Source organism: Actinomadura meyerae (assembly GCF_900188445.1).
GTDB lineage: Bacteria > Actinomycetota > Actinomycetes > Streptosporangiales > Streptosporangiaceae > Spirillospora > Spirillospora meyerae.
The window spans coordinates 25,707-46,869 of record NZ_FZOR01000036.1 but is presented as its reverse complement, the minus strand read 5'-3'; the positions used below and the strand labels follow the sequence as shown (position 1 = coordinate 46,869).

Genomic DNA, 21,163 nt, shown 5'->3' with positions numbered 1-21,163 from the left:
GTGGTTGTGCTCTTGTAACCTTGTCGCCATGATGCGCCGGGGAACCAAGATCGCCGTGTTCCTCGCGACCCTCGGCACGGTGCTGACCGGGGTCCTCGGCTGGTCGCCGGCGTCCGCCGGGGAGCGGGCCGGCGCGGGCGCCCCCACCGGGCGGGTCGTGATCGTCGGCGTCCCCGGGCTCATGTGGAGCGACGTCACCCGGGAGAACACACCGGCGCTGTGGGAGCTCACGGGCGGCGGGTCCGCCGCGGGCCTCAGCGTCCGGACGACGCGGGTCAACACCTGCCCCACGGACGGCTGGCTGACGCTGTCGGCGGGGCAGCGGTCGCGGCTGCCGCACGGCGACTGCGCGCTGCCGTCCGCGCCGATACTCCCGGGGCAGCCCTCCCCCACCGGCCCACCGCCGGCGGGCGGCGCGATCGCCGCCGGCTGGCCGGCCATCAAGAGCGACAACGCGGGCACCAACTACCACGCCGAGATCGGCCTGCTCGGCGACGCCGTCCACAGGGCGGGCGGCTGCACGCTGGCGGTCGGGCCCGGCGCGGTGTTCGGCCTGGGCGACGGCGGCGGCCGGGTCGACCGGTACGTCCAGTCCCCCGCGAAGGTCACCGCCGCCGACTGGGCGGGGTGCCCGCTCGCCGCCGTCGACGTGGACGACCTGTTCCGCGCCTACCTCGACGCGGGCGTCGACCCGAAGGGCGAGCAGATCCCGCTGTCGGACGCCAAGCGCGCCGACGCCGCCGCCACCGCCGACCGCCGTGTCGCGGAGGTCGTCAAGGGCGTCCCGCAGGGCACGACCGTCCTGCTGGCGGGGCTGTCGGACACCGGCATCAAGCCGCATCTGCGCGTCGCCGTCGCGAAGGGCGGCGGCTACGAGGCGGGCTTCATGACGTCCAGCGCCACCCGGCAGGAGGGCCTGGTCACCCTCACCGACCTCACCGCGACGGCGATGAAGCTGCTCGGACTGCCGCAGCCCAAGCAGGCGGTCGGGTCGGCGTGGAAGGCGCAGCCGTCGGACTCGTCCACGCGGGACCGGGTCGACGCGCTGGAGGACGAGGACGTCGCCGCCCAGGCGATCCGCAACGTGCAGACGTCCTTCTACTGGGTGCTGTTCGCGACGCAGCTCGTCCTGTACGGGATCGCGGTGGTGGCGCTGCGGCGCCTCGGCGGCGACCGCCGGTCCCGGGCGCGGATACTGGGCGGCACCCGCGTGATAGCGCTGCTGGGCGGGGCCGTGCCGGGCGCGTCGTTCCTCGCGGGGCTGCTGCCGTGGTGGCGGGCCGCCCATCCGACCCCGGTGCTGATCTGCACCGTGCTCGGCTTCGCGGGCCTGCTGACCGGGGTGGCGCTCGCCGGCCCCTGGCGGCGGTCCGTGGTGACCCCCGCGCTGATCATCACCGGGGCGACCGCGGCCGTCCTCGCGCTGGACGTGATGACCGGGTCGAACCTCCAGCTCAACACCCTGATGGGGTACACGGCGCTGGTCGCCGGCCGGTTCTACGGCTTCGGCAACCAGGCGTTCTCGCTGTTCGCCGTCGCCGCGATCCTGACGGCGGCGTGGCTGACCGAGCATCCGCTGCGGCAGGGCCGCAAGCTCGTCGCGGTCGCGATCGTCGCCGTGCTCGGCACCGCCGCCGTCCTGGTGGACGGCCTGCCCGCGTTCGGCAGCGACTTCGGCGGCGTGCTCGCGATCGTCCCGGCGTTCGCGATGCTCGGGCTGATGGTCACCGGGCGGCGCGTGTCGGCGCCGCTGCTCGCCGCGTTCTTCGCGGCCGGCGCCGCGATCGTGCTGTTCATCTCCTACCTGAACGCGCGCAGCGACAACCCGACGCACCTCGGCCGCTTCTGGCAGGACCTCGTGGACGGGGACGCCTGGGGCATCGTCACCCGCAAGTTCAACGCGATGCTGAACAGCCTCGGGTACTGGCCGTACACGCTCGCGATCGCCGCCGCCGTCGTGTTCCTGTTCTTCGTGCTGGCGCGGCCGACGCGGTGGCGGGTGTCGCTGCTGCGGGGCGCCTACAAGCAGAGCCGGTCGATGCGCCCGGCGCTGATCTGCGCGCTGACGGTCGGCGTCATCGGGACGCTGGTGAACGACTCCGGCGTGGTGATCCTGTCGGTGGCGTTCAGCCTGGCGACCCCGCTGATGCTCGCGGCCGGGCTCCGGTCACTGGAGGTCGATCTGCGGAACGCAGACACGCCGCCACCAGCCCGGCCAGAATCGCCAGGAGCGTCCACGGGACCACGGTCGGCCGAACGACGGTGAACAGCCACTCCAGGTCGTCCGGGAGCCGGATGCGGGCGGGGGCGCGGGCCGGCAGGTAGGCGAGGCTGAGCGCCGCCGTGTGGGCGAGCAGGATCCAGTCGATCCGGGCCCAGGGGAGCAGCGCGAGGACGGCCCAGCCGAACCCGTCGTACCAGGGCAGCGCGTAGGGGGCGGCGAGCAGCCAGGCGAGGACGAGAGCGGCGGTGACGCGGCGGTCCTCGTCCACGCCCTCCCTGGGCAGGGCGCGGACGAGCAGGACGAACAGCACCAGGCCGAGCAGCATCGCGCCCGTCTTGATGACGTCGCGCTGGGAGCCGGCTCCGAGCGACTCGTCCAGCAGGTGCCAGGGCGTCGCGAACGACACCATGTCGCTCGCCTCGCGGACCTGGTCGAGGGAGTGCGGCCCGGCGAGGAGGTAGGACACCGCGGTGACCGCGGCGGCCCCGCAGGCCAGCGCGGCGAAGCGGCCGAGCGCCCGCCACCGGTGCCCGGCCCGCGCCGAGCGGAGCAGCGCCCAGGCGGGCCCGCCGGCGACGAGCGCGGCCGGGAGCTTGATCGCGGCGCCGGCCCCGGCGAGCGCGCCGGCGGCCAGCGACCGCGCCCACCCGGCCCGCGGCCCGAACACCGCGAGCGCCGCCACCATCGGCGCGATCGCGAGGACGTCGTTGTGCGCACCCGCGACCAGGTGGAACAGCACGAGCGGGTTGCAGGTCCACAGCAGCGCGGTGCGGAGCCGCCGCTCCTCGCTCTTGGACGACCGGTAGAGGATGAGCGCCGTCACGGCGAACGCCAGCACGTTCACCACCGACATGACGAACACCGTCAGCCGGACGGACCCGTCGCCGATCCACGCGGCGAGCGCCTGCTCGCCGGTCGCGATGGGCCCGTACACCGACGGGGTCGTCCGCCATTCCTCGGGCGCCCCGGCGACCGGGTCGCGGGAGAGGTCCTCGGCGCTCGTCGCGTACGGGTCGTGGCCGGTCGCCGCCATCCGCCCGTAGGACGCGTAGTTCAGGTGGTCGGTGGAGCCGACCGGCGGCATGCACATGAACGCGACCGCCGCGAGCAGCCCGGCCGCGGCCAGCGGCAGCGCCCGGACGCGCCAGCCCTTGCGGACGGCGGCGAAGCACAGCGCGAGACCGGCGGTGCTCGCGACGATCCCCGCGACGACGAGGCCGATCACCAGGTACGGCGACGGGTGGACCTCCAGCGCCCACGGCGGCTGCCCCGCGCCGCCCTCCAGTTCCGGCTGGAACACCGACGGGCCCAGCAGGGCGGTGCCGAGGAAGCAGGCGATGCCGGCCCCGACGCCCCACAGCCCGCCCGTCCCGAGTCGGGTCACCGGCGGCTGCCGCGCAGCCGGTCCAGCCGCCGCGCCACCGCCGGGTCGCGCGTCGCGAGCGCCCGCGCGACGTCCCGGAACTGGCGGCCGCGGTGCAGCTGTGCGCGCCAGTCGGTGCCGGTGGCGCGGTGCGCGAGCGGCACCTCCACCTCGTGTACCCGGAAGCCCTGCCGCAGCAGGTCGATGGTGAGCGCGGTCTCCACGCCGAACCCGGGGGCGAGCGGCAGCGCCGCGTCGAACGCGGCCCGGGTCAGGCAGCGCTGGCCGTTGAGGGGGGCGTCCGGCTCCCATCCGGTGGCGCGGCGGATGCCCTCGCGGGACAGCCGCACCACGAACCCGTGCCCGCCGAGCTTCACCGTCGTGGTGAACACCGCGATCGTCATGTCGGCGTCGCCGGCCCGGACGGGCGCGACGAGCGGCGCGGCCTCGCGGGCGGTCTCGGCGAGGTCGGCGTCGAGGAAGAGCAGGTGGCGGGGCTGGTCGCGGCCCTCGTCGAGCAGCCGCGCCGCCTCGGCGCCGGTCTCCATCGCGGCGCCCTTGCCGCGGTTGCGGCTGTGCCGCACGACCCGGGCCCCGGCGTCGCGCGCGACCCGGCCGGTGCCGTCGGACGACCCGTCGTCGACCACCACCACGAGGTCGGCGCCGGGCAGCTCCTGGGCGGCCTTGACGGTGGCCGCGATGCGGTCGGCTTCGTCCTTGGCCGGGATGATCACCGCTACGTCCTGCATAACGCGATGGTAGTCCGGCCGGGGCGCGGTCGGCGGCAGGCGCCGCGAACCGTTACCGGCGTGCCGACACGGCGACCCCCGGGGCGCACCCGGCGGGCCGCCTCCGGTCGGCGGACGGTGGGTCGCCCGGGAGGCCGGCCGGGCGGCCGGGACGTCCCGGACGGGTCAGCCGGCGTCCGGGACGGGCGCGGCCTTCGTCACGGTGAAGACGGTGTCGAGCCCGGTGACCTGCAGGATCCGCTGGACGGCCGGGCGCGGGGCGGCGAGTTCGAGCGCACCGCCCTGCTCTTTGAGCCGCTTCATGGCCGAGAGCAGCACGTTCATGCCGGTCGAGTCGCAGAACTCGACGCCGCTCATGTCGACCACGATGCGGGTGACCTGCTCGCGGAGCAGCCCCGCGAGGGCCGCCTGCAGCCTGGGCGCGGTGTACAGGTCCAGCTCGCCGGTCGCCGTGACGACGGCGTGACCTCCTTGAGACGCGGTCGAGACATTTAGCTCCACGTTCGGCACACTATCTCGGGAACGGCCGGTCGGCCAGACAGTTCGCCAAGTCCCCTGTGCCGTGGGTGTTTCCTGGGCGTGTCGCCCCCTTGCCAGCCCCGCACGCTTTGGTTACTACGTACCGTAATGTCGTGATTCCAGGTTCGCCGGGGGTGCGACGCCGGCCGATCATCTCCGCGGTTCCCCCCGCACGGGAGGCCGGAGTGAGAGAGGCTGAGCGGGTGCAACCGAAGGCCGATCCGAGAGAGACCCGGCTCCGCGAGCGCCTGGAGGCGATCCGGACCCGCTCGGCGAAGTCCAGCTCGTGGCGGACCTCCACGCAGCTGCTGTCCCGCCTGGTGAACCGGAACGGCTTCGTCCCCGTCCGGACGCGCCTGTCCCGCGAGGACCTCGCCTTCCTCGCCGGCGCCCGGGAGGAGGTCATCGCGTTCGCCGACCTCGGCGTCCGGCTCCTCGACCTGCACCGCCCGCAGGAGGCCGGCGGCATCACCAGCGACCCCGACCGGCCCATCCGCCGGTGCCGCGCCTGCATGTCCCGCTGGCCCTGCCCCACGTTCCGGACGATCGCCGAGACCCTGGAGACCTGACCCGCCGGACGGCGGTCAGGGGCGGGGCCGCACGGTCATGGGCCGACGGCGATCATGGGGAGGCGCCGGTCATGGGGAGGCGCCGGTCAGGGGGAGACGGCGGTCAGGGGGAGGCGGACCTCGAAGCGGCAGCCGGGCCCGTCGTTGGCGACGCCGATGTGCCCGGCGTGCGCCTCCACGATGCCGCGGGCGATGGCGAGCCCGAGACCGGCGCCGCCGCCGGGGGTGCGCGCCGCCTCGCCCCGGAACGCGACGTCGAACACGCGCGGCAGGTCGTCCTCGGGGATGCCGCCGCAGGCGTCGGCGACCGTCACCCGCGCCTCCCCGTCCGCGACCTCGCCGATGATCTCCACGGCGCCGTCGCTCGGGGTGTGCCGGATCGCGTTGACGACGAGGTTGCGCAGCGCGCGGCCCAGCTCCCCCGCGTCCACCTGGACGGGCAGCCCCTCGCGGGCGTCGCCGCGCAGCCGCACGCCCTTCGCGCGGGCGAGCGCCTCGGTGCCCGCGACCGCCTCGGCGACCAGGTCCGCGAGGCCGACGCGCTCGCGGGACAGCCGCAGCGCGCCCGCGTGGATCCGGGACAGCTCGAACAGGTCGTCCACCATCTCCGCGAGCCGCTCCACCTCGACGCGGATGCGGCCGTGGTACCGGTGGACGGTGTGCGCGTCGGCGACGACCTCGTCCTCCAGGGCCTCGGCCATCGCGCGCAGCCCGGCCAGCGGGGTCCGCAGGTCGTGGCTCACCCAGGCGACCAGCTCGCGGCGGCTCGCCTCCAGCGCCTGCTCGCGCTCGTGGGACGCGGCGAGCCGGTCGTAGGCGGCCTCCAGCTCGCGGGACAGCTCGGCCAGCTCGGCGGGCAGGCGCGCCGCCGGGGGCCGGAACCGGTCGGCCCGGACGGCCTCCACGAGCGTGCGGTTCGCGGCCACCAGGCGGCGCCCGAGCAGCACCGACACCGCCATCGCGACCACGCCGGCGGCCGCCACGACCGCGAGGACGACCGACCGGTCATGGTCGTTCAGCACCATCATGAAGGAGATCACGATGATGCCGGAGATCGTCGCCAGCACCGTCGCCACGCCCACGACGACGAGCTGGGTGGCGACCGAGCGGTCGCGCAGGGCGTACAGCACGGCGAGCGCCGCTGCCGCCACGGTGCACGCGGCGAGCACCGAGTACCAGGCGACCCAGAGCAGGTCCTCGAAGGGGATCACGGCGCGCCCGCCGCGGGCTCGTAGCGGTAGCCGACGCCCCACACGGTGACGATGCGGCGCGGGGTGGTCGGGTCGTCCTCGATCTTCTCCCGCAGCCGCCGGACGTGCACGGTCACCGTGGACGAGTCGCCGAACGTCCAGTCCCAGACCCGTTCCAGGAGCTGGTCGCGGGTGAACGCCTGCCGCGGATGGCGGAGCAGGAACGCCAGCAGGTCGAACTCGCGGGAGGTGAGCGCGAGCCGCTCGCCGCGCAGCTCCGCCTCGTGCGCGCCGACGTCCACGACGAGGTCGCCGTCGCGCAGCGGCGCGGCCGGGACGGCGGGGACCAGCGCGCCGCGGGCCCGGCGCAGCACCGACCGCACGCGCAGGGCCAGCTCGCGGGGGCTGAACGGCTTGGTCACGTAGTCGTCGGCGCCGGTCTCCAGCCCGATGAGCCGGTCGGTCTCCGCGCCGAGCGCCGTCAGCATCACGATCGGCACGGCCGAGGTCTCGCGGAGGCGGCGGCACACCTCCAGGCCGTCCATGCCGGGCAGCATGAGGTCGAGGACGATCAGGTCCGGCGGGTGGTCGAGCGCCCGGCGCAGCGCCGTCGGGCCGTCCGCCACGCAGGCCACCTCGTGCCCGTCGCGGGCCAGGTAGCGGGCGACGACCTCCGCCACCGTCGGGTCGTCGTCGACCACGAGGACGCGTCCGGCGGGGGTCATGGAGTTCACGCCGCACACCGTATGCGCTGGATGGGGCGTTCACCCGGACTCGTCACCACCCCGTAAGGATTCACCGGCGGCGGAGCCACGACCTGGCGAGCTGCGCGAGCGCATGATCGCCTGTTTAATGTCCGGATGGCCCAGACACGTACCGCGACGCCCGTCATCGGGACCATCGCCGCCATCCTCGTCGGCGGCGCCGTCGCGACCGGTGTCGGCGCGTTCCTGATGTTCTTCGGCATCTACGAGACCGACGTCCTGGCGGAGGTCCGGCGCTCGATGGGGTACTACGCCGTGCTGTGCTTCGCCGTGGGCTTCTTCACGGCGATCGGGCTGATGCTCACCCGCCCGCGCGGCCCGGTCGCCCCGATCGTCGCCGTGGTCGCGGCCTACGTCGCCCTGTACGTCGGCACGCGGCTCGGTGTCCTGCTGTACGTCTCCACGCACGGCGGCACGCCGGGCTGGTTCCTCACCGATCTGCTGAAGCCGCACTTCGAGAAGTGGGACGTGCTGGCCCCGCTGGCGGCGGGTGCGCTCGGCGGCCTGCGGGTCGTGATGGTCGCGGGCAGCCTCGCGCCGCGCGGGCCGTCCGGCCCGCCCTTCCCGCCGCCCGGCGGCCACGGGCAGCCGTACCCGCCGGGGCCTGGCGCGCCCCCTGTTCCGGGCCCGCCGTCGGGTCCGCCGCCGGGCGGCCCCTTCCCGCGCCCGTAGGGGTCGGGCCCCAGGGGTTCTCAGGGTGCGGCTCCGCCGCGCGTCGGGGACGGGTCGGGGCCAGGGTCGTCCCCAAGGGTGATGTCCGGTGCGGAACCGGCGCATACGGTGGAGACATGGGTAAGACGATCCTGACCATCATCGGTGTAGTGCTCGCGATCTGGCTGGCGATGACCGTCATCGGCGCCATCATCTCGATGCTCAAGTTCTTCTTCTTCATCGGATTCGTCGCCGTCATCGTGGTACTCGCCGTGACCGCCGTGTCCAAGATGTCCAGAAAGAGCTGACCAAGCAGCTCATACCCCTTGCGGGGCTTCGCCGGTGACCGCATGATGCCGGAATAACCAGGCGGTCATCGGCGAAAGGGACATACTGTGCCCGGTCTGACTGAGGTGCTGCGCGAACGCGCACGTTCACATCCTGATCGGCTCGCGTACATCGCGGGCGACAGCGAGATCACCTTCCGCGACTTCGACCGGCGCGCCGACCGGGTCGCGAACGCCCTCGCCGGCGCGGGCGTCGGCCGCGGCGACCGGGTCGCGATCCTGGACAAGAACTCGCTGGAGTACGCCGAGCAGCTGTTCGGCGCGGCCCGCATCGGCGCCGTCCAGGTGCCCGTGAACTACCGGCTGGCCCCCGACGAGGTCGCCTACATCGTCAACAACGCGCAGGCGAAGGTCTTCATCGTCGGGCCGGAGTTCGTCCCCGTCCTGGACGCGATCGCCGGCAAGCTCGAACACACCACCCACACGGTGGTCGTGAACGGCGCCGACCACTCCCACCTGGACTACGCCGCCTGGGTGGACGCGGCGCCCGACACCCCGCCCGACCACGAGCCCGAGACGTCGGACGTGTTCGTCCAGCTCTACTCGTCCGGCACGACGGGGCTGCCCAAGGGCGTCATGCTCACGCACGACAACTTCCTCGCCGCGCTGAGCGTGACGACCGACGTCTGGGACATCGACGAGTCGTCCGTCCTGATGGTCGCGATGCCGATGTACCACGTCGCGGGCAACGTCCTCACCGTCTCCGCGATCTACAACGCGATCACCGGCGTCATCGCGCGCGAGCCCGACCCCACCCGGATCGCGCAGGCGATCGAGCGGCACCGGGTGACGCACATCTTCCTCGTCCCGGTGCTGCTCCAGTTCATGCAGCTGATCCCGGAGGTCGCCGCGTGCGACCTGTCCAGCCTGCGGCTCATGCTGTACGGCGCGTCCCCGATCAGCGAGGACGTCCTGCGCGGCGCCATGCGGATGTTGCCGAACACCAAGTTCATGCAGGTGTACGGGCTGACGGAGGTCACCGGCGCGATCACGATGCTGCCCGCCGCCGACCACGACCCGGACGGCCCGAACACCCACCGGCTGCGCAGCGCCGGGCTCGCCAACGACAACACCGTCCTGAGGATCGTCGACCCGGCGACGCAGGAGGAGGTGCCCGCCGGGCAGGTCGGCGAGATCCTGTGCAAGACCCCGCAGAACATGAAGGGCTACTGGGGGATGCCGGAGGCGACGGCGAGCGCCCTGTCCGACGACAACTGGTTCCGCACCGGCGACGCGGGCTACCTGGACGAGGACGGCTACCTCTACATCCACGACCGCGTCAAGGACATGATCATCTCCGGTGGGGAGAACATCTACCCGGCGGAGGTGGAGAACGTCCTGATGGGCCACCCCGCCGTGTCCGACTGCGCGGTCATCGGCGTCCCGGACGAGCGGTGGGGCGAGACCCCGAAGGCGCTGGTCGTGCTGTCCTCGGACGTCCCCGAGAAGGACATCATCGAGTACTGCCGCGAGCGCCTCGCCCACTTCAAGTGCCCGAGCTCGGTCGAGCGCCGCGACGAGATCCCCCGCAACCCCACCGGCAAGATCCTCAAGCGCGAACTCCGCGCCCCTTATTGGGAGGGCAAGGACAGGTCAGTGCATTAGCCGACTGAGGAGGCCGGGCCTCGGGCCATCGCGGTGCGGTGGGCCGGGGCCCGGTGGTCACTTGAAGCGGACTTCGGCGGACATCGGACGGTGGTCGGACGTCCGGATGCGGGCGGCGGGGACGCTGCACGAGACCCCGGCCGACTTCGGGAGGAACAGGTAGTCCGTCTTCTGCACGGCGCTGCCCTGCCAGTTCTGGCGGGTCATCGCGCCGGTGCGGGACGACCCGGACTGGTCGCACTCGGCGTAGGCGTCGTAGAGGGGGTCGAGCGCCGGGCTGTCCGGGCTGTCGGCGAAGTCGCCGCCGAGCAGGACGCGGTCGGTGCCGCCGAGCACGGCGAGCGCGCGCGCCTGCTTCTGCCGCCAGTCGCCGCCCTCGGACGGGTTGAACTGCGTGACGCACACCCGCGTCGCCCACGACTCGACCTCGCCGCACAGGGCGATCCGCGTCTGGCCCGCCGGTGCCGGGAGCTTGGCCTGGCGGGTCTCGGTCAACGGGCTGTCGGTGCCGATGGCGACGCCGACCCGGCCCTGGCCCTGCGCGCAGGCGGCGGCGCCGGGCGAGGCGGCGAACGCCCACGTCCAGGTGGACGCGGACTTCTTGACGGTGCGGATCTGCCCCTCGCAGACCTCCTGGAGGAGGACGGCGTTCGTCCTGACCTTGCGCCCGCCGACCTCGGTGGCCTTCGTCCGCTGGACGATCTGCTTGGCGAGCGCGGCGGGCGCCGCCGCGGACGGGCAGCCGGGGCCGCCGCAGACGTTCCAGGTGACCGCGTTGATCGTCACCGCCGCCGGGCGGGGGGCCGGGGCGTCGGCGTGGGCGGGTCCGCCACCCCCCGGCAGGCCGTCGATGCTCGCGCCGGCGGCGGCCGCGGTGACGACCGCGGCGGCCGCGCCGACCGAGAGCAGGGGGATCAGGGCGCGGGGGGATCGCACACGTTCTCCAGAATGGGGCTATCTGCGGGGGTAATGCCGAAATCTCACCACATCAAGATCGCATCCGCCAGCGTTTCCCGACCACGCGGTCATCCAGGATGCGGCGATTCCGGGCGTTCCACAGGCTAAGGGACCCGGCGGATTCCTCCGCCGGGCCCCCGCCCCGCTGGTCGCGCGGCCGTCCCGCTAGTCGAGCAGCCCCCGCTAGTCGAGCAGCTCGGTCACCGTGCCGGCGCCGACCGTCCGGCCGCCCTCGCGCACCGCGAAGCCGAGCCCGGCGGTCATCGCGACCGGCTTGCCCAGCTCGACGGCCATGTCGACGGTGTCGCCGGGCAGCGCCATGCCGCCCTCGCCGCCGAGGTCGATGCCGCCGACCACGTCCGTCGTGCGGAAGTGGAACTGCGGCCGGTACCCGTGGAAGAACGGCCGGGACCGGCCGCCCTCGGCGGCGGTCAGCACCCGGACCCGCGCCCGGAACCGCAGGTGCGGCCGGATCGCGCCCGGCGCGCTGACCACCTGGCCCCGCCGCACCTGGTCGCGCTTGACCCCGCGCAGCAGCATGGCCGTGTTGTCGCCCGCCTCCGCGCGGTCCATCGTCTGCCCGAACGTCTCCAGCCCCGTCGCGACGGTGCCGAACGACTCGCCGAGCCCGACGACCTCCACCGCGTCCCCGAGCCGGACCGAGCCCTGCGCCACGACCCCGGTCACGACGGTGCCGCGCCCGGTGATCGTGAGCACGCTCTCGACCGGCATGAGGAACGGCGCGTCCAGCACCCTGCGCGGGACGGGCACGTACGCGTCGATCGCGTCGAGCAGGTCGCCGATGCGGGCCGTCCAGTACGGGTCGCCCTCCAGCGCCCGCAGCCCGGACACCCGGACGATCGGTATCTCCTCGCCGGGGAACCCGTACTCGGACAGCAGCTCCCGGACCTCCAGCTCGACGAGGTCGAGCAGCTCGGTGTCGTCCACCATGTCGGCCTTGTTCAGCGCCACCACGATGTGCTCGACGCCGACCTGCCGCGCGAGCACGATGTGCTCCCGCGTCTGCGGCATGGCGCCGTCCTGCGCGGAGACCACGAGCACGGCCCCGTCCACCTGGGCGGCACCGGAGATCATGTTCTTCACGTAGTCGGCGTGGCCGGGCATGTCGACGTGGGCGTAGTGCCTGGTCGCGGTCGCGTACTGGACGTGCGCGACGTTGATGGTGATGCCGCGGTCGCGCTCCTCCGGGGCCCGGTCGATGCGGTCGAACGGCACCGCCGACGCGAGCCCGCGCTCGGCGAGCACCTTCGTGATCGCCGCGGTCAGCGTCGTCTTGCCGTGGTCGACGTGCCCCATCGTCCCGATGTTCAGGTGGGGCTTGTCGCGCTCGTAGAGCTTCTTCGCCATGATCCGTCCTCACGATGATCCGAACGTGAGAACCCGCGCGGCGCTCAGGCCGCGGTCACTCGGTCGACCCCCCTCCGCTGGTTCTCCGGAGGCGGGACGGAGAGGGGTCAGCGTCGGACGCCGTCCGCGGCGGCCGCTGCCGCGAAGAGGGCGGCCGGCAGCGCGCCCGGCAGGTCGATGCCTGCGAGCGTGAGGGTGCCGGCCGGGAAGAACATGCCCCGCACACTACGGAGCCCGCGAAGGGAAGTCGATGCATTTTCCGCGGGGAAGGAGGCAGCCGGCGCCGCGCGTCAGCGGGATGGTGACCGCGAGCGTCCAGGCGCCGGCTGCGGGCTCTACCCTCCGGACATTAAGGACGAACAACGTCCACGTCGACCGATTTTTCGCGCCGGGGGACGTACAGCAGGACCAGCCCGACGGCCGCGCCGAGGAACTGGAATCCGGCGATCCCGAGCACCAGGCCGACGGGCCCGGCCGCGTCCGCGGCGACGGCGGTCAGCGCGGCGCCGAGCGCGGACGCGCCGATCTTCAGGCTGCCGGCCGTGGTGTTGACCTGGCCGAGCCGGTCGGGCGGCGCCTCGCGCTGGCGGAGCATCAGCGTGGCGGCGAACACCGGCCCCTCGGCGATCCCCGCCGCGACGAACGCCGCCGTCGCCCACGGCAGCGAGGGCGCGACGGCGAGGGCCGCGAGGGCCGCCCCGAACGCGACCAGCCCGCCGATCATGACCGGTTCCGCGTGCTTCGGCGTCAGCCACCGGCTGGACGCCAGCGAGCCGATCAGCGACCCGACCGCCAGCGCCACGAGGAGCCGCCCGCCCGCGCTCGGCGGGGCCCCGATGTGCTCGGCGAGCAGTACCGCCGTCACCGCGACGCCTCCGAAGCCCGTCCAGGCCAGGGTCGTGGCCGCCGTCAGCGCCCGCAGGACCCGGCCCTCGACCAGCACGACGAGCCCGCCCGTGATCACCGAGAGCCCGCCCGGCCGCTTCGCCGGCGGACCGGCTTCCGGCCCCGGGAACGGCAGGAGCGGCAGGGTCAGCAGGCCCAGGACGCCCACGGCGACCACGACGGTGCCCGCGTACTGGCCGCCCGCCAGCGAGGCGAGCGCCGCGGCGAGGCCGGGCCCCGCGATGCCCGCGAGGTTGTAGCTGGACGCCTCCAGCCCATAGGCGCGCGACAGGCGTCCTTCCGGGACGAACCTCGGCAGCAGGCTCGTCAGCGCGACGACGATCGGCTCGGTGCAGCCGATCACGGCGGCGACGGCGAGCGCCAGCACGAGCGGCGAGCTTCCCGCCGTGGCCAGCAGCAGCCCCGTCGCGACGGCGTAGCAGGCGGCGAGGACGACCGCGACCGACCGGGGGCGCGCCACCCGGTCCAGCGCGCTCCCGATGATCGGGCCGCTCAGCACGTACGGCAGCGTCATCGCGGTCTGCAGGTATCCGGCGGTGGCCGCGTCGCCCGTCCGCGCCTCGACGGTCAGCACCAGCGCCGTCGCGACGCCCTCGGCCGACACCCGCAGCAGCGTCGCCGAGGTGAGGTGTAGCGGCAGCGCCGCGCTCCGTCCGATCACGATCGAATGCTGGCACATGCTTAGACTGCGAAGAGTGACGGCAGCGAAGACAGAGCACCGGGTCACCAGCGAGGTCGGACGGCTGCGGACCGTCCTGCTGCACCGCCCCGGCGCGGAACTGAGACGGCTCACCCCGCGCAACAGCGACAAGCTGCTGTTCGACGCGATCCCGTGGGCGGGCCGCGCCCAGGAGGAGCACGACGCGTTCGCGGACGCCCTGCGCTCCCGCGGCGTCGAGGTCCTCTACCTGACCGAGCTGCTCCAGGACGCGCTGGAGTACGAGCCGGCGCGCGACCAGGCGATCGCCGACGTGGTCGGCGACCTGCGCCTCGGCGACCAGCTCCGCCGCGTCGTCGAGGACTACCTGCGCGACCTCACCCCGGAGAACCTCACCCAGACGCTGATCGGCGGCCTCGCGCACGAGGAGCTGAAGTCGGGGCACGGCCTGGTGTACCGGCTCATGGACCGGCTCGACTTCATCATCGACCCGCTGCCCGGCCTGCTGTTCACCCGCGACAACAGCACCTGGATCGGCGACCGCGTCGCGGTGACGAGCCTGGCCATGGAGGCGCGCCGCCGCGAGTCCGCCCTGACGGGCCTCGTCTACGCGCACCACCCCCGCTTCTCCGGGGTGGAGCCGGTGTACTCGCCGTCGCTGGAGCACGTCGAGGGCGGGGACGTCCTCCTGCTGGCTCCGGGCGTGATCGCGGTCGGCACCGGCGAGCGGACGACCCCCGCCGGCGTCGAGCGCTTGGCCCGCCAGGTCTTCGCCGCGGACCTGGCGCACACCGTCCTGGCCGTCCCGATCGCCCAGGAGCGCGCCACCATGCACCTGGACACCGTCTGCACGATGGTGGATGTCGACACCGTCGTCATGTATCCGCCGGTGGCGCACTCGCTCACGGCCCACACGGTCACCCTGGCCGGCGGCGACCTGCGCGTCTCGGAGCCGCGCCCCTTCCTGGAGGCCGCCGCCGAGGCGATGGGCCTCGACCGCCTCAAGGTGATCGACACCGGCCTGGACCCGGTCACCGCCGAGCGCGAGCAGTGGGACGACGGCAACAACACCCTCGCGGTGGCCCCCCGCCTCTGCGTCGCCTACGAGCGCAACATCGAGACGAACGCCCAGCTGGAGGCGTCGGGCATCGAAGTGATCCGCATCAGCGGCAGCGAACTGGGCACCGGCCGCGGCGGCCCCCGCTGCATGTCCTGCCCCGTCCTCCGCGACGACATCTGACAAGACGACATCTGACAGTGCGTCGCGGCCGAGCCCCCAGAGCCCCGCTCATGCGCCCGAACCCGAATAACGACTCATCGCGGACCCCGCACCGCCCAGCGGACAAGCAAGGACACCAGCACCAGGTCCTCAGCCACAGGTCACCGTCAGAGGATCGTCCGTAAGCTCAGCTGACAGCGAGCCGCGCGTTGCGATCGCGTCCGAAGGCAGGTTTCGAGCCTGCGAGAAACCTGATCGCGGAGCGAGCCGCAAGGCGAGATCGGAGCGATGCAGCGATCGCCGCTTCGCTCGTGGAAGGAAGGCGCCCCAGCGCCTGACGCCGAGAGCGAAGCAATGAAAACAGCTCGGGCGGTGTCGACGGGGGCACGACAGCGCCCGAGCTTGGGAGGACCATACAAGGTCGGGCGGGGTTCCTTCCAGGCGGGGCCCTCTTATGCCGGATATGCCCCGCTTGGGGTACTTCCATTCCTGGTTCGGTCGCACAGATCCTCGTCCGGCTCGTCCAGCAGGTCCGGAAAGTCGGACAGATCAGGCACGACGGCATGCATCCCGGTGGGGGCGGAGCGGTCGTCATCCTCCCCCGACCTGGGCGCGCGCAGGACGGCCCAGACCGTGGTGGCGCCCTCCTCGTGGCGGACCCCCCAGCCGTCGGACAGGGCCTCCACGATGCCGAGGCCGCGGCCGCCGAGCGAGGAGAGCGTGCCCGGCCCGCGGCGCGGTTCGGTCATCGCTCCGCCGTCGCTGACCTCCAGTTCGAGGACGTCCCCGCGACGCAGCCAGCACACCCGCACCTCGCCGGACGGGAGCGGGCGGGCATGGCGCAGGGCGTTGCTGATGAGTTCGCTGACGATGACGCTGGCGTCGTCCACGACGGATTCGTAGACGCCCGAGTCGACCAGCTCCGAGCTGAGGCGCCTCCGGGCGACCGCGACGCTGGACGGTGCGTGTGGCAGCAGTACGACGCTCAGACGCCCTCACCTCCCCCTGGTTGCACTACTCGGACGAGTCCCGTTCGCCGCTTTTCCGGTACGACCGGAATGCCCTGATGGTCGGGACCGGAAACCCGGACCCTCCAGGCCATCACCTGCACAACGAGTCACTGGCCGTCCGGTCACGGTGATCACCCCCGAACGGAATCTCGTCACCAACGGCAACCAACAAAGGATCTATCCAGCCAACGGCGGACTTACTCCTCCCGCACGCGTTTCGTCCATCACACTCTGCGGTCACCGTACTTTCTCGCACGAGGCAAGGTTGCCACCCATCGAGACCGCTGAACGCCCAGGTCACAACGGTCTCACCGGGCCGCACCCGAGGGAGTGTCGTCACGGTGAGTAACCAATCTCGGTCATCGGGCACCGCGCAGCACGAGCCGCATGCACGTTCCCTCGCCCGCACGCGCGCCACCTGCGGGTCCGCGCCCGGGGGCCGCCCGGAGCAGGGTGTGCGGCCGGTTGTTGGTCCGTTCCATTTCCGACACCTCACCACCAATAGTGATGTCGGAGGTTCTACTGTGATATCCCTCACGTTCAGCCGGATGGGCTGAGATTCTCCCGCCCTGGGCCTCGGTCAGCCGTTTCACGATGTACAGCCCGAGGCCGATGCCGCCGAAGCGGCGGCGGTCGCCGGATTCCCCCTGGACGAACCGCTCGAAGACCCGCTCGTGGTCGCCGGCCGGGATGCCGATCCCCTCGTCCACGACCTTCACCACGATGTCGGAGCCCTCGGGGTAGGCGTGGACGAGGACCGTCCCGCCGTCCGGCGAGTACTTGAAGGCGTTCTCCAGCAGCTGCCCGAGCACGATGTCGGTCGCCATCGCGTCCCCCCGGCAGGGCGGCAGGTCGGGCGCGATCTCCAGCTCCACGCGGTGCAGCGGCGACAGCGACCGGAACCCGGCGACGACGCCCTCCAGCACCCGGCTCAGGTCGAACGGCTCGATCGTCACGGCCAGCTCGTCGGCCCCGGCCCGCGAGCCGAGCAGCAGGTGCTCGACGAGGCGGGCGAGCGACTGGGCGCGCTCGGCGATGGTGGCGACGGCGGTGCGGCGGTCGGCGTCGGCCAGCTCGTCCCACCGGTTGACCAGGGTGGACGCGAAGCCCCGCACGACCGTGATCGGGGTGCGCAGCTCGTGGCTGGTGGTGGCGAGGAACAGGTCCTTGGCCTCTTCGAGGGCCTTCGCCTCGGACACGTCGCGGAAGTCGACGACCAGCTCGCCGGTCTCCTCGATCTCGGCGGCGAGGACGTTCAGCCACGTCCCCGACTCCAGCCGGAAGGTGAGCATCTCGCCGAGCGCGGGCATGCCGAACGGCAGCGGGCGGCCGATCGCCTCCTCCGGCGGGATCCCGGTGAGCGCGTGCGCGGCCGGGTTCCACTGCCGGACGACGAGATCCTGGTCGAGCACGGCGATGCCGTCCGCGCTGGAGTCGATCACCGCGCGCTCGTGCGCCCGCTGCCGGACGACCTCCGCGTAGGCGACGGCGTTGCCGACCGCGACGCCGGCGTGCCCGGCGAGCAGCTCCAGCAGTTCCAGCTCGGTGTGCCCGGCCTTGCTGCCGGAGAAGAGCGCGTACAGCGCGCCGTACGGGCGGTTCTGCAGGTAGGACAGGCCGAGCGCGATCGTGTGCAGGCCGGGCAGCTCGGACCAGATCAGGTCGCCGAGGCGCCGCGCGCCGGTCGCGAGCTTGACGGTCTTGCCGGACCGCAGCAGCTCCCCGACGAGGCTGGTGCGCAGGTCGGCGGTGCGGTCGCGCATGTGCTCCGGCAGCCCGGACATGCTGACCAGCCGCAGCCGCTCGCCCTCGATCCGGACGAACCCGCCCGCGTCGGCGCCGGTCAGCTCGATCAGCGCGGTGGTGATCCGGTCGAGGACGACGTTCAGGTCCAGCTCGGCGTTCAGGTCGGCGACGATGTCGTTCAGCCGCCGGACGAGCCGCGCCCGCTCGGTCATGTGGTGCTGGACGAGCTCGTCCTCCTCGACCGGGTGGTACACCCCGACCCAGCCGAGCAGCGTGCCGCTCGGGTCCTTCAGCAGGCTCGTGTCGATGCGCACGTCGATGAGGCGGCCGTCGCGGTGGAAGCGGCGGGTCGCGATCGAGATCTGCCCGCTGTCGCCCGGCCCGGCGGGCCGGGTGAGCAGCCGCTCCTGGACGGCGTTGTGCTCGGCCTTCAGCTCGTGCGGGACGATCGGCGGGACCCGCCCGATCATCTCCGCGGCGGTCCAGCCGAACATGCGCTCGGCCGCCGGGTTCCAGACGGTGACCCGGTGCCGCTGGTCCACCGCCACGATCGCGTCGGCGGCGCTCTCGATGACGGCCCGCGCGATGGGATCGTGGACGTGCTCGTACACGTCTGTCATCGTGCCACCGGACTCCGGCGCGGCGCCGGGTAACTTGCATCGAAAATTGCCACGGGAACCTTACCTTCCGGCAAGGCTACCGCCTGGTAAGCCTCCCGATGAGGAGCGCGGCCACGCCCGCGACCAGGAACGACAGCAGCGATGCGCTCATCCAGCTCTGCGGCGTGAAGTGCAGCGCCTCCTGGACGTCCCGCCAGAAGCCCGCCCAGTGCGCGACGGTGCCCGGGTTGATCAACTGGTAGACCGCGAACCCGACCGCCCAGGCCGCGATCATCCCCCAACGGGACGGCGCGCGCCGCGACACGTCCCACCCGTCCAGCCCGGCGGCCTCCGTGCCCTCCGTGCCCTCCGCGCCCTCCGCGCCGCGCGGGGTGCGGCGGCGGCCGAGGAAGAAGTCCGCGGCGAGGACGCCCAGCATCGGCACGAACACCGACCCGATCAGCGTCAGGAAGCCCGCGTAGTCGCCGATGTCCAGGACGAGCGCGAGGACGGTGATGACCGCGCCGAGCGCCACGCTCAGCACGCGGCGGTCGGCGCGCGGGAACAGGTTCTGGATCGACACGGCGGTGGAGTAGGTGTCGGCGAACGACTGGTCCGCCTCCCGCAGCACGAAGACCGCGAAGAAGACCACCCCGAGCGTGGCGCCGAGGAACGGGTCGAAGACGCGGGTGCTGTCGCCCGCGACCAGCGCGAGCGCCAGCAGGCCGAGGACGTAGGCGATGATCTGCGTGACCGAGTAGCCGATCGACGCGGCGCCGAACGCCGCCCGCTCCGTCCGCGAGTGCCGGGTGTAGTCGGCGGCGACCGGCACCCAGGAGATCGACACCGCGAGCGCGGCGTCCGCGCCGATCCAGAAGCCGCCCCACGAGCCGTCCGACAGGTCGGGCAGCGGCTGCCGGACGAGCTCCACGTAGAAGTAGACCAGCGCGATCCCGACGGCGACGGTCACGTAGCGGCGCAACAGCCGCACCGAGCCGAGCGGCCAGACCGTCAGCACGGTCGTGATCGCGCCGGCGGCGACGACGTAGCCCCAGCGCGGCACGCCGTCCCACAGCTCGCGGGCCGCGTCGGCGATGACGATCAGCTCGAACGTCCCCCAGCCGACGAGCTGCGCGATGTTCAGCACGGTCGGTGCGTACGACAGCCGGGCGCCGAACAGGCCGCGCAGCAGCACCATCGCGGGCTGCCCGGTGCGGGCGCCGGGGACGGCGGCGAGGCCGAGCATCAGCCCGCCGAGCGCCGTCCCGACGGCCATCGCGACGATGCCCGCCATGATGGAGATCGTCGGCCTGCCGTCGGCGTCCGGCGCGAGGACGGTGTAGGCGCCGGAGAAGGCCAGGAGGCTGACTCCGAGGTTGGCCCAGAACGCGCTCTGGTCCCAGAAGCCGAGGACCTTCGGGGCGGGCTCGTCGAGGGTGAGGGGGGCCTCGTCGGCGGACCGCCCGCCCTCGTGAGGGCGCTTTTCGACGTCGGACGTCACGGGACACGCTCCCTACGCCGGCATTACCCGGACAGGTTCATGCGGTCGGCGGCGCCCTGGTGGCCGCCCTCTCAGCCCGGCTTCTGGCCCGAGCTCCCGCGGTTATCGGTCAGCCCTGATCGTACAACCGCCCGTCGTCCCCCAGAAGGGGGCATACGGTACGGATCACGCCACGTACGGCGGGCCGTCCCCGGCGCCCTCCATGGGACGCCCGGCCTCCGCCCAGCTCTGCATCCCGCCCGCGACGTTCCTGGCCAGCCAGCCCGCCTGGTTCAGCGCCACCGTCACCTGCGCCGACCGCGCCCCGGACCGGCAGATCACGAAGACCTCCCGGTCGCGCGGGACCTCGCCGGCCCGGTCGCCGAGCTGGCGCATCGGGATGTGGACCGCCTCGGGCGCGTGCCCGGCGTCCCACTCGTCCTGCTCCCGGACGTCGAGCAGGTAGCCGTCCCGCGGTACGTCGGCGGCGCCGACGGCGGGCACCTCTTCCCCGAAATTCATCACGCCCCCCATGGAACCGCGCGAACCGGCACCGCGTCGAATCACGCATGCGGTATCGGACGCTCCTGTTCGCCGCGCCCGGTGTGGCCACGCTCCTGACCCTGGCCGCCTGCGGCGACGAACAGGCCAACGGAAATCCCGCCGCGGAGCCTTCGGGCACCACGTCCGTGCAGCCCTCCGGCACCCCGGCGGACACGCTCACCATCACCGTCAAGGCCTCCGCGGAGGCCCCCGCCAAGACCTGGACGCTGACCTGCGATCCTCCAGGCGGTACCCATCCGAAGGCCGCCGACGCCTGCGCGGCCCTGACCAAGGCCAAGGAACCCTTCAAACCCGTCCCCAAGGACCAGATGTGCACCAAGATCTACGGCGGTCCTGAGATCGCCACGGTCAAGGGCACCTGGCGGGACAAGCCGATCGACACGAAGTTCACCCGTGGCGACGGCTGCCAGCTCCACCGCTGGACCGAGGTGGGCCCCGTCTTCGGCGACGTGCCGAAGGTCCGCTGAGACCGGTCCCGAACCAGCCTTCCCCGTTCCGGCTCGGTTCTCCATCGTCAGTCTCCATCGTCAGGCCCCGGCACCCGCCGGGGCCTGACTCGTTCACGCCCTGAATCGTTCACGCGCGCAGAGGGGTGCATCCACGCGCAGAAGGGTGCATCGGGTGGCGGCACCGCGGGGCCTGGACGGCGCCGCCATCCGATGCGGCTCCATCCGA

The 21,163-nt window shown here is 73.0% G+C and carries 18 protein-coding genes, 1 pseudogene and 1 riboswitch; of the genes and pseudogenes, 7 read left to right on the top strand and 12 right to left on the bottom strand.

What is annotated here, in order from left to right:
* Window positions 1-28: 28 nt before the first annotated feature.
* Window positions 29-2,266 carry a hypothetical protein gene (locus CHF16_RS41605; protein ID WP_089329417.1) on the top strand — a complete coding sequence of 746 codons (2,238 nt, stop codon included), beginning with the start codon at window positions 29-31 and terminating at the stop codon, window positions 2,264-2,266.
* A 517-nt stretch (window positions 2,267-2,783) separates the two neighbouring features.
* Here the strand turns inward: CHF16_RS41605 and mptB are convergent.
* From mptB to CHF16_RS29490, 3 genes and pseudogenes are all read right to left on the bottom strand, one after another.
* A pseudogene (mptB, locus tag CHF16_RS42300) lies at window positions 2,784-3,524 on the bottom strand (polyprenol phosphomannose-dependent alpha 1,6 mannosyltransferase MptB); the annotation flags it as partial.
* Between the two features lie 80 nt (window positions 3,525-3,604).
* Window positions 3,605-4,336, bottom strand: coding sequence for a glycosyltransferase family 2 protein (locus tag CHF16_RS29495; RefSeq protein WP_089329413.1), 732 nt, complete (start codon window positions 4,334-4,336; stop codon window positions 3,605-3,607).
* Window positions 4,337-4,501: 165 nt separating this feature from the next.
* Window positions 4,502-4,837, bottom strand: coding sequence for an STAS domain-containing protein (locus CHF16_RS29490; RefSeq protein WP_089329461.1), 336 nt, complete (start codon window positions 4,835-4,837; stop codon window positions 4,502-4,504).
* Window positions 4,838-5,040: 203 nt separating this feature from the next.
* Between CHF16_RS29490 and CHF16_RS29485 the strand changes: the two genes are divergently transcribed.
* Window positions 5,041-5,424 carry a hypothetical protein gene (locus CHF16_RS29485; RefSeq protein ID WP_245869471.1) on the top strand — a complete coding sequence of 128 codons (384 nt, stop codon included), beginning with the start codon at window positions 5,041-5,043 and terminating at the stop codon, window positions 5,422-5,424.
* Window positions 5,425-5,510: 86 nt separating this feature from the next.
* Here the strand turns inward: CHF16_RS29485 and CHF16_RS29480 are convergent, their stop codons facing one another.
* Entirely contained in the window at window positions 5,511-6,635 is a 1,125-nt protein-coding gene (locus CHF16_RS29480; protein ID WP_245869469.1) for a sensor histidine kinase, read from the bottom strand.
* Entirely contained in the window at window positions 6,632-7,339 is a 708-nt protein-coding gene (locus CHF16_RS29475; protein WP_089329459.1) for a response regulator transcription factor, read from the bottom strand. Before CHF16_RS29475 ends, CHF16_RS29480 begins: the two co-directional genes overlap by 4 nt.
* A 135-nt stretch (window positions 7,340-7,474) precedes the next feature.
* On the opposite strand from CHF16_RS29475, the gene CHF16_RS40510 reads away from it, so the two are divergent.
* From CHF16_RS40510 to CHF16_RS29465, 3 genes are all read left to right on the top strand, one after another.
* Window positions 7,475-8,050: a hypothetical protein gene (locus CHF16_RS40510; protein ID WP_089329411.1), complete on the top strand. Its 576-nt coding sequence runs from the start codon at window positions 7,475-7,477 to the stop codon at window positions 8,048-8,050.
* 116 nt (window positions 8,051-8,166) lie between these two features.
* On the top strand, window positions 8,167-8,337 hold the full coding sequence (locus CHF16_RS40505) for a hypothetical protein (RefSeq protein WP_179271758.1): 171 nt from the start codon (window positions 8,167-8,169) through the stop codon (window positions 8,335-8,337).
* Window positions 8,338-8,424: 87 nt separating this feature from the next.
* On the top strand, window positions 8,425-9,981 hold the full coding sequence (locus CHF16_RS29465) for a long-chain-fatty-acid--CoA ligase (RefSeq protein WP_089329410.1): 1,557 nt from the start codon (window positions 8,425-8,427) through the stop codon (window positions 9,979-9,981).
* Between the two features lie 57 nt (window positions 9,982-10,038).
* Here the strand turns inward: CHF16_RS29465 and CHF16_RS29460 are convergent, their stop codons facing one another.
* From CHF16_RS29460 to CHF16_RS29450, 3 genes are all read right to left on the bottom strand, one after another.
* Window positions 10,039-10,917 carry an endonuclease/exonuclease/phosphatase family protein gene (locus CHF16_RS29460; RefSeq protein ID WP_089329409.1) on the bottom strand — a complete coding sequence of 293 codons (879 nt, stop codon included), beginning with the start codon at window positions 10,915-10,917 and terminating at the stop codon, window positions 10,039-10,041.
* Between the two features lie 204 nt (window positions 10,918-11,121).
* Window positions 11,122-12,306, bottom strand: a complete 1,185-nt coding sequence (tuf, locus tag CHF16_RS29455; protein WP_089329408.1) for an elongation factor Tu — start codon at window positions 12,304-12,306, stop codon at window positions 11,122-11,124.
* Between the two features lie 349 nt (window positions 12,307-12,655).
* Window positions 12,656-13,873: an MFS transporter gene (locus CHF16_RS29450; protein ID WP_179271757.1), complete on the bottom strand. Its 1,218-nt coding sequence runs from the start codon at window positions 13,871-13,873 to the stop codon at window positions 12,656-12,658.
* A 34-nt stretch (window positions 13,874-13,907) separates the two neighbouring features.
* Between CHF16_RS29450 and CHF16_RS29445 the strand changes: the two genes are divergently transcribed.
* The gene (locus CHF16_RS29445) at window positions 13,908-15,110 is read left to right on the top strand and encodes an arginine deiminase (protein WP_245869467.1); all 1,203 of its coding nucleotides are present in this window, start codon (window positions 13,908-13,910) and stop codon (window positions 15,108-15,110) included.
* 431 nt (window positions 15,111-15,541) lie between these two features.
* Here CHF16_RS29445 and CHF16_RS29440 read toward each other — a convergent pair whose 3' ends face one another.
* The 4 genes from CHF16_RS29440 to CHF16_RS29425 form a co-directional block, all read right to left on the bottom strand.
* A complete protein-coding gene (locus tag CHF16_RS29440; RefSeq protein ID WP_281259408.1) occupies window positions 15,542-16,063 on the bottom strand; it encodes an ATP-binding protein in 522 nt (173 codons plus the stop codon).
* 395 nt (window positions 16,064-16,458) lie between these two features.
* On the bottom strand, window positions 16,459-18,465 hold the full coding sequence (locus tag CHF16_RS29435) for a sensor histidine kinase (RefSeq protein ID WP_089329404.1): 2,007 nt from the start codon (window positions 18,463-18,465) through the stop codon (window positions 16,459-16,461).
* 76 nt (window positions 18,466-18,541) lie between these two features.
* On the bottom strand, window positions 18,542-19,945 hold the full coding sequence (locus tag CHF16_RS29430) for a purine-cytosine permease family protein (RefSeq protein WP_089329403.1): 1,404 nt from the start codon (window positions 19,943-19,945) through the stop codon (window positions 18,542-18,544).
* A riboswitch (TPP riboswitch) is annotated at window positions 19,938-20,055 on the bottom strand. Its footprint overlaps the gene before it by 8 nt.
* Window positions 20,056-20,110: 55 nt before the next feature.
* Window positions 20,111-20,446 (bottom strand): rhodanese-like domain-containing protein, encoded by a 336-nt coding sequence (locus tag CHF16_RS29425; RefSeq protein ID WP_089329402.1) that lies wholly within the window; start codon window positions 20,444-20,446, stop codon window positions 20,111-20,113.
* 47 nt (window positions 20,447-20,493) lie between these two features.
* On the opposite strand from CHF16_RS29425, the gene CHF16_RS29420 reads away from it, so the two are divergent.
* A complete protein-coding gene (locus tag CHF16_RS29420) occupies window positions 20,494-20,955 on the top strand; it encodes an SSI family serine proteinase inhibitor (protein ID WP_089329401.1) in 462 nt (153 codons plus the stop codon).
* The last annotated feature ends 208 nt before the right edge of the window (window positions 20,956-21,163 follow it).

Excerpts from the sequence above, each read along its gene's own strand:
- CHF16_RS41605 (WP_089329417.1), top strand. The coding sequence starts at position 29 with ATGATGCGCCGGGGAACCAAGATCGCCGTGTTCCTCGCGACCCTCGGC.
- CHF16_RS29495 (WP_089329413.1), bottom strand. The coding sequence starts at position 4,336 with ATGCAGGACGTAGCGGTGATCATCCCGGCCAAGGACGAAGCCGACCGC.
- CHF16_RS29475 (WP_089329459.1), bottom strand. The coding sequence starts at position 7,339 with ATGACCCCCGCCGGACGCGTCCTCGTGGTCGACGACGACCCGACGGTG.
- CHF16_RS40510 (WP_089329411.1), top strand. The coding sequence starts at position 7,475 with ATGGCCCAGACACGTACCGCGACGCCCGTCATCGGGACCATCGCCGCC.
- CHF16_RS40505 (WP_179271758.1), top strand. The coding sequence starts at position 8,167 with ATGGGTAAGACGATCCTGACCATCATCGGTGTAGTGCTCGCGATCTGG.
- tuf (WP_089329408.1), bottom strand. The coding sequence starts at position 12,306 with ATGGCGAAGAAGCTCTACGAGCGCGACAAGCCCCACCTGAACATCGGG.
- CHF16_RS29435 (WP_089329404.1), bottom strand. The coding sequence starts at position 18,465 with ATGACAGACGTGTACGAGCACGTCCACGATCCCATCGCGCGGGCCGTC.
- CHF16_RS29425 (WP_089329402.1), bottom strand. The coding sequence starts at position 20,446 with ATGAATTTCGGGGAAGAGGTGCCCGCCGTCGGCGCCGCCGACGTACCG.
- CHF16_RS29420 (WP_089329401.1), top strand. The coding sequence starts at position 20,494 with ATGCGGTATCGGACGCTCCTGTTCGCCGCGCCCGGTGTGGCCACGCTC.